This is a genomic window from Streptomyces sp. NPDC030021, from assembly GCF_055574035.1.
Genome location: NZ_JBVIAH010000015.1, coordinates 46,119 through 57,633, shown reverse-complemented (window position 1 = coordinate 57,633; position 11,515 = coordinate 46,119). Strand labels below are relative to the sequence as shown.

Annotated in this window: 10 protein-coding genes and 1 riboswitch; of the genes, 5 read left to right on the top strand and 5 right to left on the bottom strand. The window is 71.4% G+C overall.

Annotated features, from left to right (window positions below; all coding sequences use genetic code 11):
* Positions 1 to 94: 94 nt before the first annotated feature.
* Positions 95 to 457 carry a hypothetical protein gene (locus tag ACZ4YL_RS27135; RefSeq protein ID WP_468120099.1) on the bottom strand — a complete coding sequence of 121 codons (363 nt, stop codon included), beginning with the start codon at positions 455 to 457 and terminating at the stop codon, positions 95 to 97.
* 258 nt (positions 458 to 715) lie between these two features.
* Between ACZ4YL_RS27135 and ACZ4YL_RS27130 the strand changes: the two genes are divergently transcribed.
* The 3 genes from ACZ4YL_RS27130 (at position 716) to ACZ4YL_RS27120 (ending at position 3,724) form a co-directional block, all read left to right on the top strand.
* Entirely contained in the window at positions 716 to 1,261 is a 546-nt protein-coding gene (locus ACZ4YL_RS27130) for a DM13 domain-containing protein (protein ID WP_468120097.1), read from the top strand.
* Positions 1,262 to 1,502: 241 nt separating this feature from the next.
* Complete coding sequence (locus ACZ4YL_RS27125) at positions 1,503 to 2,630, top strand: right-handed parallel beta-helix repeat-containing protein (RefSeq protein WP_468120296.1); 1,128 nt, start codon at positions 1,503 to 1,505, stop codon at positions 2,628 to 2,630.
* A 35-nt stretch (positions 2,631 to 2,665) separates the two neighbouring features.
* Complete coding sequence (locus tag ACZ4YL_RS27120; protein WP_468120095.1) at positions 2,666 to 3,724, top strand: methyltransferase; 1,059 nt, start codon at positions 2,666 to 2,668, stop codon at positions 3,722 to 3,724.
* A gap of 82 nt (positions 3,725 to 3,806) precedes the next feature.
* Here the strand turns inward: ACZ4YL_RS27120 and ACZ4YL_RS27115 are convergent, their stop codons facing one another.
* Both ACZ4YL_RS27115 and ACZ4YL_RS27110 read right to left on the bottom strand, forming a co-directional pair.
* Positions 3,807 to 4,058 carry an acyl carrier protein gene (locus tag ACZ4YL_RS27115; RefSeq protein ID WP_314251526.1) on the bottom strand — a complete coding sequence of 84 codons (252 nt, stop codon included), beginning with the start codon at positions 4,056 to 4,058 and terminating at the stop codon, positions 3,807 to 3,809.
* Positions 4,059 to 4,071: 13 nt separating this feature from the next.
* Positions 4,072 to 5,241 (bottom strand): SchA/CurD-like domain-containing protein, encoded by a 1,170-nt coding sequence (locus tag ACZ4YL_RS27110; protein WP_468120093.1) that lies wholly within the window; start codon positions 5,239 to 5,241, stop codon positions 4,072 to 4,074.
* Between the two features lie 102 nt (positions 5,242 to 5,343).
* Between ACZ4YL_RS27110 and ACZ4YL_RS27105 the strand changes: the two genes are divergently transcribed.
* The gene (locus tag ACZ4YL_RS27105; RefSeq protein WP_468120091.1) at positions 5,344 to 7,098 is read left to right on the top strand and encodes an FAD-dependent oxidoreductase; all 1,755 of its coding nucleotides are present in this window, start codon (positions 5,344 to 5,346) and stop codon (positions 7,096 to 7,098) included.
* Between the two features lie 97 nt (positions 7,099 to 7,195).
* Here ACZ4YL_RS27105 and ACZ4YL_RS27100 read toward each other — a convergent pair whose 3' ends face one another.
* On the bottom strand, positions 7,196 to 7,750 hold the full coding sequence (locus ACZ4YL_RS27100) for a hypothetical protein (RefSeq protein ID WP_468120089.1): 555 nt from the start codon (positions 7,748 to 7,750) through the stop codon (positions 7,196 to 7,198).
* A gap of 215 nt (positions 7,751 to 7,965) precedes the next feature.
* Positions 7,966 to 8,194, top strand: a riboswitch (cobalamin riboswitch).
* Between the two features lie 180 nt (positions 8,195 to 8,374).
* On the opposite strand from ACZ4YL_RS27100, the gene metE reads away from it, so the two are divergent.
* Positions 8,375 to 10,693: a 5-methyltetrahydropteroyltriglutamate--homocysteine S-methyltransferase gene (gene metE, locus ACZ4YL_RS27095; protein WP_468120087.1), complete on the top strand. Its 2,319-nt coding sequence runs from the start codon at positions 8,375 to 8,377 to the stop codon at positions 10,691 to 10,693.
* Here the strand turns inward: metE and ACZ4YL_RS27090 are convergent.
* Positions 10,690 to 11,307 (bottom strand): TetR/AcrR family transcriptional regulator, encoded by a 618-nt coding sequence (locus ACZ4YL_RS27090; protein WP_468120085.1) that lies wholly within the window; start codon positions 11,305 to 11,307, stop codon positions 10,690 to 10,692. The genes metE and ACZ4YL_RS27090 overlap by 4 nt on opposite strands.
* Between the last annotated feature and the right edge of the window lie 208 nt (positions 11,308 to 11,515).

Genomic DNA, 11,515 nt, shown 5'->3' with positions numbered 1-11,515 from the left:
CGGACGGCCGCCTTTTCGAACCGGTATGACCGGAACACGAGCGTGCGGAGCCGCCTGGCGTGCGGCTCCGCACGCCGCCCCGGAGGGGGCGTCGCTACGGGTTGAGCCGGACCGAGTTGACGGGCGTGAGGTCGGCGTAGACACCGGTCTTGGCGGCGATGGGGCTGCCGCAGCCCGAGCCTCCGGAGCCCGTGCACAGATTTGCGGTCGCACCGCCGTACTGGTTGTTGAGCACCCAGTGGTTCCCGAACTGATTGCTCAGATTGTGCGCCCCGTAGGCGTAGAAGACGTGCGTCGGCTTGACGGCGGGGTCCTGGTTCTGAGGGTAGATGCAGACCGCCCCGTCCGGGCATCCGGCCCACGCGTCGGCCGGCTTGGCCTCGACCGTACCGCTGAGCGCGATCACGGCGACGACGGAGGTGGCGAGCGCGGCGGCGCCGCGGAACATCTTGCGCATGATTTCCCCTTGTGGTGCTGGCCTCGTGCTGACGGCTTCAGCCTTGCCCCCGGCCCGCACCGGGGTCGACGGGTTGCCCGTCGCCCAACGCGGCAGTGCCCGGGAAACCCCCTGCCACCGGCCCGGCCGCAGAGCGGCGGGCAACGGCCGGGCGGGCGGCGTAAGACTTTCGTCATCGGTGCGGGCATGGCGCACGGCGGCCCGGCCGCGTTGAATCCGTAGGCAGTGACCGGCAAAGGCGGAGAAGAGGGAACGGCAGTGACACGGACCAGGCGCGGACGGCTGTGGGGCGGGGCATCGATCGCGGCGGCGGTGGCGCTGGCGGTGGCGCTGTACTGGCTGCAGCCGTGGAAGCTGTGGCAGGACGAGACCGTCCGCGAGGCGCTCCCGGCCGCCGCCTTGCCGTCGGGGCCGGGCGCGCCCGCGGCGGTACCGGGTGCCCCGGCCTCCCCGGTGACCGTGGCCCGCGGGACGCTCATCAGCCACGAGCACAGCACCACCGGCGCGGTGGAGCTCATCCGGCTCCCCGACGGGTCCCACACGCTGCGGCTGGCGAACCTGGACACCAGCAACGGCCCGGACCTGCGGGTGTGGCTGACCGACGCCCCGGTGAAGGAGGGCGTGGCGGGCTGGCGCGTCTTCGACGACGGCAAGCACGTGAGCCTCGGCAAGCTCAAGGGCAACAAGGGGGACCAGAACTACCCGGTGCCCGCCGACGTGAACGTCGCCGAGTTCACCAGCGTCACCATCTGGTGCGACCGCTTCGACGTCTCCTTCGGAGCGGCGAGTCTCGCCGCCGTGTGACGCGCCTCCGGGGCCGTCCCGGGCCGGGCGACACGCCGTAGGGCCGTAGCTGATCGGGCGTCACCCCGTTCGGCCGTCTCCCGGAGTACGACTATCCACTCCTCCGGACGGCAAAATGCGGCCGTTTGCCCACAGGATGTATCCATCCGCCCATGCGGTGTGGCAATAGGTCGTAATCGCCCATAACTTCAGAATCGTGACGAACCGACAAATCAAGTCCCTCACGTGCATCGCAGTCGTCATGGCAGCAGGTCTCGGCGTGCTCGCGCCGACCGCCGCCGCCGAAGCCGGACGCAGAGTGCAACCGGGCGACTCGATCCAGGACGCGGTGAACTACGCCAGGCCGGGCGACACCATCACCGTGATGCCCGGCACCTACTACGAGAACGTGCTGATCACCAAGCGGCTGACCCTGCGCGGCTTCGGTGCCCGCACGGTGATCAAGCCGCCGGTCACGGCTGCCACGCCGGTCACGCCGGTCGCCCCCGTGGCGCCGCCGGCCTCCGGCGCGTCGGGGGTGCCGGTGGCACCCGGAGCGGCCACGGCGCCGACCGCGGTGACGGCGCCGGCCGGCCGGGCGCTCGCCTGCTCGCAGGCCGACACCGGAATCTGCGTCATGGGGACGGCGGAGCAGCCCGTCGTCGACGTGGACATCCGGTCGCTCACCGTCTCGGGCTTCAAGCGCAACGGCATCTGGGCCTCCTACACCGACCGGCTGAGCGTCCAGCGGGTGATCGCCGAGAAGAACGGCACCTGGGGCATCGCCCAGGAGCGTTCCACCCGCGGGCTCTTCCGCGACAACACCGCCCGCGACAACGTCGAGTCGGGCCTCTTCATCGCCAACACCGTCGACCGGGAGGGCGGCGCCACCGACACCCTGGGCGCCGTGGTCCGCAGGAACACGCTGACCGGCAACCGGATCGGCGTCACCGTCCGGCGCGTCCGGAACCTCTCCGTCTACGGCAACACCCTCACCGGCAACTGCGGCGGCATCTTCGTCGTCGGCGACGAGGGCGAGCCCGGCGCCGGGGACATGACCATCCGCAACAACCGGATCCACGAGAACAACAAGTTCTGCAAGGGCAACACCCGCCTCCCCGACATCCAGGGCGTCGGCATCGTCCTCACCGGGGCCGAGGAAACGGTCGTGCGTTCGAACGACATCCGCGGCAACGTCGGAGCCTCCCCGCTGTCGGGCGGAATCCTGCTGTTCAAGAGCTTCGTGGGCGCGACGAACACCGACAACGTCATCCGGGACAACGTGGTGCGTGACAACAAGCCGGCGGACCTGGCCAACCAGGGGACCGGCACGGGCAACCAGTTCGTCAACAACCGGTGCGCATCCTCCGTACCGGCCGGGATGTGCTGACGCGTGACCCCCCTGATCAGCAGAATCGAGGCCTCATGACCACGGTAAGTCCCACCCCGACCCCGATCCCGTCCCCCCAGCACACCCCCCAGCCGGCCATGCGCCTGCGGGAGCTCGCCTTCGGCGCGGCCTGCGCCGCCGCCGTACGGGCCGCGGCCCGCCTCGCGGTGGCCGACGCCCTCGGGGAGTCGCCCGCCACCGCCGCCGAACTCGCGGTGGCGGTCGACTCCGAGCCGCTGCCCCTGCAACGGCTGCTCCGCGCCCTGGCCTGCTACGGGATCTTCGCGGAGACGGAGGACGGGAAGTTCGTCCACACGGAGATGTCGCGGCTGCTGCGCGAGGACGACCCGCACAGCCTGCGCTACATCGCCCTGTGGTGCACGGAGCCCTGGACCTGGCAGGCCTGGCCGCGGCTCGACGACGCCGTCCGGTCCGGCGGCAGCGTCTTCCACGAGCTGTACGGCAAGGGGTTCTTCGACTACCTGCACCAGGACGCGCACGAGTCGGCCCACGTGTTCAACCGGGCCATGACCACCTCCAGCATGCAGTCGGCGCTGGACGTCGCGGGGCTCCTCGACCTCACCGGGATCTCGGTCGTCGCGGACATCGGCGGCGGCCAGGGACACGTACTGGCGAGCCTGCTGGAGAAACACCCGGCCGTACGAGGCGTCCTGCTCGACCTGCCGGGGGTGGCGGCGAAGGCGGATCCGCGGCTGCGGGATGACGGTCCGCTCGCCGCACGGGCCGACATCGTCCCCGGGGACTGCCGTGAGACCATCCCCGTCGACGCCGACATGTACATCATCAAGAACATCCTGGAGTGGGACGACGACAGCACCCGCAGGACCCTGCGCAACGTCGTCGAGGCGGCCCGCCCCGGATCCAGGGTCGTCATCATCGAGAACCTGGTCGACGACACCCCGTCGATGAAGTTCACCACGGCCATGGACCTGCTGCTGCTGCTCAACGTCGGCGGCGCGAAGCACACCAAGGCCAGCCTCTGCGCCCGAATGGAGGACGCCGGACTGGTGATCGGCGAGATCCGGCCGGTCAACGCGTACCTGCACGCGTTCGAGTGCACCGTGCCCGGGTGACGCCGGCCGGCATAGGACCGCACGCCTCGAGACCGGCACGAAGCCGGTCTCGAGGGCGTTCCCGGTGTCCCGGGCGTCGGCGTCAGGCCGCCAGGGCGTTGTTGACGAGGTCGAGGAACTCGCGCGGCGACTTGCACCGGTCCGCGTCGGCGGGCAGCGGCTTGCTGTGCCGGTTCTCCAGCTCACCGACGATGCCGAGGAGTCCCAGGGAGTCGAGCCCCCACTCGTCGAAGCCCGAGTCGGGGCGGCTCGCCATGGCCGCGGGGTCGACGGTGACGCCGGCCCCCTTCTTCATCAGGGCGGCCAGTTCTTCCATGGTCAGTCGAGCGGTCATGACGGACAACTCCTCAGGCTTGGACCGGCGCACGCCGGTCGGTGATCAGGCGCATTTCAGAGCGCGCGAGGAAGCGTGAGATCTCCTGGTCGGTGGTGGGGACGCCGTCCTTGGCGCTGTCGAGCAGCCGGGCGAGCACGGCCGCCTTGTGGCCGCCCTCGACGCCGAGGGCCAGTGCGGGGCGCGCGTCGAGCGGGCCGCGCAGGTCGAGGAGGCGCACGACGATGTCGTCGCGCTGGAAGACGGTGCTGCCCTCGATGGGGCTCGTCGGGTCGTCCACGGCCGCCTCGTCCTGCCCGGCGAGCAGCCGGGCGAGCGCCATGCCGCACCCGTCCTTCGCGGGGTAGAAGAGGGCGTGCCGCCTGACGTCCGCGGGCTCGCGGCCGCCGGCCGCCACATGGTGCACCGCAGGGAGCGCCGCACGGGTGAAGAACATCCGGGCCGATCCGGGGTCGCTGAGATCCCGGTCCTGCTCCAGGTACGGGTTGATGGCCTCCTCCAGCGCCCGTACCTCGGGCTGCTGGGACACGTGGCGCAGGGCCGCGAGGAGGTCGCCCTCGACCTCGACCGCCCGCACGACACGGTTGCCGTGCATGAACAGCGAGGTGCGGCGCAGCCGGGTGCTCTCGTCGACCTGGGCCTGCGGGGAGGTGTACCCGGCCAGGAGCTCCGCCACCACCGGCTCGCTGCCGGGCTTCACGGTGAAGGTGAGCGCGTGGCGGACCACGCCGTCACCGCGCCGCGGAGCGACCTGGAGGCTGCCCCGGGCCGGGTCCGCGGCCTCCGGTGAAGAGGCGGCGGAGGGCGGGCCGGTGGGGGAGAGGGAGCGGGGGCCCGACCCCTTGCCGGTCACGTGCAGCACGCTGAAACGCAGCGAGCGGGTGTCCCGTACGCAGCCGTGGAGCGGCTGCACCGACGCGACGTGTTCCTCGCTGTTGACCCAGGCCAAGAACCGCGGTGCGCTCTCCCATTCGCTGGTGATGAGCCACTGCGACGGATTCTCGATCGACTGGCACAACTCGTCGCTGATGTGTCCGGGGACGGAGGACACCTGCTTGCGGAGGCGTTCGTACACCTCCAGGAACTGATTCTGCGCACCGTCGTACAGATCCAGCAGCAGCACGACCCGAAGCCTCGAGCCGTCGAAGGCGGACTGGGATATCCGTTCCGACAAGGTTGTCATCGTTCACACTCCTTCGAGACCACACGGTCGCCACGGGGCGGCGCCACCCGAACCGATCGTTGTCCCGTAATCCCTGCGGCGCGAGAGGAGAGAACCAAGCGGGTGAACGAGCGAGGGAACCGGGCTCGTACAGGGCATGGAAGACCCATGAAGGAAAACGTCGACCACCACGTCCCGGTCCTCATCGTGGGCGGCTCGCTGGTGGGTCTGTGCACCTCGCTCTTCCTCGGCCGGCATGGCATCAGACACATGGTGGTCGAGAAGCATGCGGGTACCTCGATGCACCCACGCGGACGCGGTATCAACGTGCGGACGATGGAACTGTTCCGGGTCGCCCGTGTCGAGGACCAGATCCGCGAGGCCGCCTCGGTCCTGGCGGACAACCACGGCATCATGCAGGGCGGCTCGCTGACCGGTGACGACCAGGAGTGGCTCTTCCAGGAAATCGACCCGGGCGGCGCGCTCGCGCGCTTCAGTCCGGCGGCATGGTGCCTGTGCAGCCAGAACGACATCGAGCCGGTCCTGATGTCCGTGACCCCCTCACTCGGAGCCGACCTGCGGTTCTCCACCGAACTCCTCTCCTTCGACCAGGACCCGGGCGGGGTCACCGCGATCGTGAAGAACCGGGAGACCGGGGAGCACAGCACGGTGCGCGCGGACTACCTCGTCGCCGCCGACGGGCCGCGCAGCCCCGTGCGGGAGGCGCTCCGGATCGGCCAGAGCGGCTCCGGGGACCTGTTCCACAACGTGAGCATCACCTTCCGGTCCCAGATGCTGCCCCACGTGGTCGGCGACCGGCGATTCATCGTGTGCTACCTGACCAAGCCCGATGCCGACGGGGCCCTGCTGCCGGTCGACAACGGCGAGCGGTGGGTCTTCCACGCGCCCTGGCACCCGGACCGGGGGGAGACGCTGGAGGACTTCACCGACGAGCGCTGCGTGGAGCACATCCGCCGGGCCGTCGGCGCCCCCGACCTGGACGTCGAGGTCACCGGGAAGGCCCCGTGGCACGCCGCCGAGCGGGTCGCCGAGCGGTACGCGGTCGGCCGGGTCTTCCTGGCCGGTGACTCCGCCCACGAGATGTCCCCCACCGGGGCGTTCGGCTCGAACACCGGCATCCAGGACGCCCACAACATCGCCTGGAAGCTCGCCGCGGTGCTGGACGGTTCGGCCGGGCCGGGGCTGCTGCAGACCTACGAGGCCGAGCGGTTGCCGGTGGCCCGGGCGACGAGCGAGCGCGCCTCGGCGCGTTCGGCGGAGCACAGCCACCCGGGGTACGAGCCCGACCCCGAGCCCGGGTCCGCCTCCGAGCCCGCGTCCACCTCCGGGGCCGCGTCCGCGGCCGGGCCGGACTCCGCGCCGGGCGGTGGCGGCGGCCGGCAGGGCGGGGTCCTCTCCGTGGCCATGGGCTACCGCTACAACCGGGGCGCGGTGCTGGGAGCCGACCCGGACCGGCCCGTCGTACCCGACCGGATGCGGCTCTGCGGCGATCCGGGCAGCCGCGCACCGCACATGTGGCTGTGCGGTCCGGGGGATCCGGAGCCGAAGTCCACCGTGGACCTCTACGAGCGTTCCTTCGTCCTGCTGTGCTCCGAGGGCACGACGTGGCGTGCCGCGGGGCGGTCCGTCGCCGAAGAGCTCGGCCTGCCCCTGGACGTGTACGCGATCGGTACCGGCCCGGAGGCCGACCTGATCCCGGCGAACGGCGGCGACTGGACCGAGGTGCACGGCACGACCGAGGAGGGTGCGATCCTCGTCCGCCCGGACGGTTTCGTGGCCTGGCGCTCGGCGCAGGCGGTGGCGGATCCGGCAGCGGTCCTCCACGAGGTCCTGACCACGCTGCTGGACCGGTCCTGATCCGACCGCATCCGTTCCCGGAGAGACGAGGGCGCCGTCCGGCGGAGTGATCCGCGGGACGGCGCCTTTCACCTGGCGACGAGGCGGCCGGACCGGGTCATCGCGTCGTCTTCGAGCCGAGGCCCCCGGGTGTCCTGGGAACCCAGTCGGGGACCGCCGAGGCCTGCTTCGGATCCGGCTCCCGCATGGACACGCGCCAGCCGTTCTCTCCGGTGCTGCCGGTGAGGCGCACCACGAACGACTTGGTCTGGCCCGTGTCGTGGAAGTACACGACGACGAGCTGCCGCACGGACCCCTCGTCGTAGAACTCCGCGGTCACCTTCCCTTTGGCCCCCTCGTGGAAGGCCCGGATCCAGTTCCGGGCGGTCCGCTCGACGTCCCCCTTCGCGTCATCGGGCTCGGCGGCGAGCGCCTCCACCTCCTCGGCCTTGCCGTCGGCGAGCCGCCAGATCAGCTTCTGGGTGATCCGGAGGGACTCGGAGGTGGGGTACCCGACCACGCCCAGCGGTTCGTGGCCCGCGTAATCGGTCGCGTACTGCAGCTTCTCCTCGTCGGCGGCACACGCGGTGAGGCCGCCCCAGGCCAGCACGGACACCAGGGCGGCGCGTACGACGAGGGCAGCCCTGGGCCGGGCGCTCATCGGGGAACCCATACTTCCTCGGTCTTCCGGTGGTCATCGAGCGATCTCGATGCAGAGAGCTGCAACGTACTGCGCTGACCGGGCAGTTCGATCCGGTAAACGGACAAGAGGGACACAACTCGCGCCTCAGTGATGCAATTCACTCAATGGCTGGATTTTGACCCTCATGGGTCTCACCCCGCCATCCGGATGCCGGACAACTCCGCGCGCCGGCGGGGAACGCCGACTACTCTGGCCGGGCAGCTGGTTCGCCCCGTCCGCCAGGCGGGATGCGTCGTAAGAGGGAACCCGGTGGGAATCCGGGACTGCCCCGCAGCGGTGAGCGGGAACGACCGCCGTCATACGCACTGGGCCCGGACGGGCCTGGGAAGCGACGGCCAGTAGGAGTCTCGTACGGCATCCGTACGACGAGACGTGCCCGCGAGTCCGAAGACCTGCCCGTTGCCCGTACGCGACCGATCGCGCACGGAAATCCCGGTGACCTCGTGGGCGGGTCGGCGACATGTCAGGCGGACGACCGCGGACGCGTGCAGCTGCACGTACCCGTACCCGGTCGGGATCCGCCCGGTTCGTCATCCCTTCGCGCCCTCGGCCCCTCACCGGGTCCACAGGAGAACGCTCGCGAAGGAGAGTTCCGTGACCCGCACGACCCCCGCCGCCGCAGGACGGCCCACCGTGGCCACCGTGTACGGCTACCCCCGCCAGGGCCAGAACCGCGAACTGAAGAAGTCCGTCGAGGGCTACTGGAAGGGCCGCGTCACCGCCGACGCCCTCCGGGAGACCGCCCGCGACCTGCGCCGCACCAACTGGCAGCAGCTGGCCGACGCCGGCATCACCGAGGTGCCGACCGGTGACTTCTCGTACTACGACCACGTGCTGGACACCAGCGTGATGGTCGGTGCCGTCCCCGAACGGCACCGCGCCGCCGTCGCGGCCGACCCGCTCGACGGGTACTTCGCGATGGCGCGCGGTACGCAGGACGTGGCGCCGCTGGAGATGACCAAGTGGTTCGACACCAACTACCACTACCTGGTGCCGGAACTCGGCTCCGACACCGTCTTCACCGCCGACTCCACCCAGCAGGTCGCCCAGCTGGGGGAAGCGCTCCGGCTGGGCCACACCGCCCGCCCGGTCCTGGTCGGCCCCGTCACCTACCTGCTGCTGGCCAAGCCCGCCCCCGGCGTCGCCGCCGGCTTCGATCCGCTGGCCCTGCTCGACCGGCTCCTGCCCGTCTACGCCCAGGTCCTGGCCGACCTGCGCGCCGCCGGAGCCGAGTGGGTGCAACTGGACGAGCCCGCCCTGGTGCAGGACCGCACCCCGGCCGAGCTGAACGCCACCGCCCGCGCGTACCGGGAACTCGGCGGCCTGACCGACCGGCCCAAGCTGCTCGTCGCCTCCTACTTCGACCGGCTCGGCGAAGCCCTGCCCGTGCTGGCCAAGGCACCCGTCGAAGGGCTCGCCCTGGACTTCACCGAGGCCGCGGCCGCGAACCTCGACGACCTCGCCGCCGTCGGGGGCCTGCCCGGCAAGCGCCTCGTCGCCGGTGTCGTGAGCGGCCGCAACATCTGGATCAACGACTACGAGAAGTCCCTCGCCACCCTCGGAACCCTCCTGGGGCTCGCCGGCCGGGTGGACGTGGCCACCTCCTGCTCCCTGCTCCACGTGCCGCTGGACGCCACCGCCGAACGGGACATCGACCCGCAGGTCCGGCGCTGGCTCGCCTTCGCCCGCCAGAAGACCGCGGAGGTCGCCACCCTCGCCCGGGGCCTGGCGCGCGGCACGGACGCCATCGCCGCCGAACTCGTCGCCAACCGGGCCTACCTGGCCTCCCGCGCCGGCTCCGCCCTCACCCACGATCCGGCGGTCCGGGCCCGCACCGCCGCCGTCACCGACGCGGACGGGCGGCGCGGCCGGCCGTACGCGGAGCGGGCCGCCGCCCAGCGGGCGCACCTGGGTCTCCCGCTGCTTCCGACGACCACGATCGGATCGTTCCCGCAGACCACCGAACTGCGCACGGCCCGCGCCGACCTGCGGGCCGGGCGCATCGACACCGCCGGCTACGAGGACCGCATCCGGACCGAGATCCGGGAGGTCCTGGCCTTCCAGGAGAAGGCCGGCATCGACGTCCTCGTGCACGGCGAGCCCGAACGCAACGACATGGTCCAGTACTTCGCCGAGCAGCTCACCGGGTACCTGGCCACCCAGCACGGCTGGGTCCAGTCCTACGGCACCCGCTACGTCCGCCCGCCCGTCCTGGCCGGTGACATCTCCCGCCCCGACCCGATGACCGTGCGCTGGACCACGTACGCCCAGTCGCAGACGTCCAAGCCGGTCAAGGGCATGCTGACCGGCCCCGTCACCATGCTCGCCTGGTCCTTCGTCCGCGACGACCAGCCCCTCGGCGACACCGCCCGCCAGGTGGCGCTCGCCCTGCGCGACGAGGTGGGCGACCTGGAGGCGGCCGGCACCCCGGTCATCCAGGTCGACGAGCCCGCCCTGCGCGAGACCCTCCCGCTGCGGGCCGCCGACCACGCCGCCTACCTCGCCTGGGCCACGGAGTCCTTCCGGCTCACCACCGGCGGAGTCCGCCCGGACACCCAGATCCACACGCACATGTGCTACGCCGAGTTCGGCGACATCGTGGAGGCCATCGAGGATCTCGACGCCGACGTCATCAGCCTGGAGGCGGCCCGTTCCCACATGCAGGTCGCCGGTGAACTGGCGGGCGCCGGCTACCCGCGCGAGGTCGGCCCCGGGGTCTGGGACATCCACTCGCCGCGGATCCCCTCCGTGGCCGAGGCGACGGCTCTGCTGCGCAAGGGACTGGGGGCCATCCCGGCGGAGCGGCTGTGGGTCAATCCCGACTGCGGCCTGAAGACCCGGGGCTGGCCGGAGACCCGGGCCTCCCTGGAGAACCTGGTCGAAGCGGCCCGGCACGTACGCGCCGAGCTCTAGATCGCCGTCTCCTTCGGACCGTCGTCGCCGACGAGGCCCGCGACGTGGTCGGTGATCATGTCGAGGATGTCCGCCGAGATCCTGTCGTCGCCCAGAGCGAGATGGTTCAGCGTCAGCCCGTCGGTCATGGCGGCCAGATAGCGGGCCAGCACGCTCACGGGCACGCGGAGTTCGAAGGCCATGTGGTGCCGGAGCTGCTCGATCAGTTCGGTGTAGGTGGCGCAGTACCGCTCGTACTGCCGCCGCGCCAGGTGTTCGAAGTCCGGCCGGCGCAGGGCGTACTGGGTGAGTTCGTAGGTGAGCATGTGTTCGCCCGGGTGGGCGGACACATGGTCCCAGTACGCCTGGAAGCCCGCCCGGACGGTCTCCCGAAGGGTGGCCTTCGGCTGGATCGCCTCCCTCACCAGGGTGACGCTGTGGTCGGTGATCGCCGCGATGACGGATTCGAGCAGGGCCTGCTTGGATTCGAAGCAGTAGTGGAAGACGCTCAGGGACACGCCCGCCTCGGCGGCGATCGACCTGGTCGTCGTCGCGGCGACGCCGTCGCGGGTCATCGCGCGGATGGCGGCCTCGGTCAGCTGCCGGCGCCGCTCGGCCGAGGGCATCCGTGCCATGGGCGTTCCTTTCGGTTCGTGCTGCGGTGCGTGGTGCCTGGTGCGTGCCGTGCGATGCCATGGCGGCCGGGGGGGGGGGGGGGGGGGGGGGGGGGGGGGGGGGGGAAGACGGGGGGGGGGGGGGGGGGGGGGGGGGGGGGGGGGGTTTTTTTTGGTCCATTCGCCTGGCCACGCTCTACCCCACAAGACGCCCCCTGGGCGAACGCGC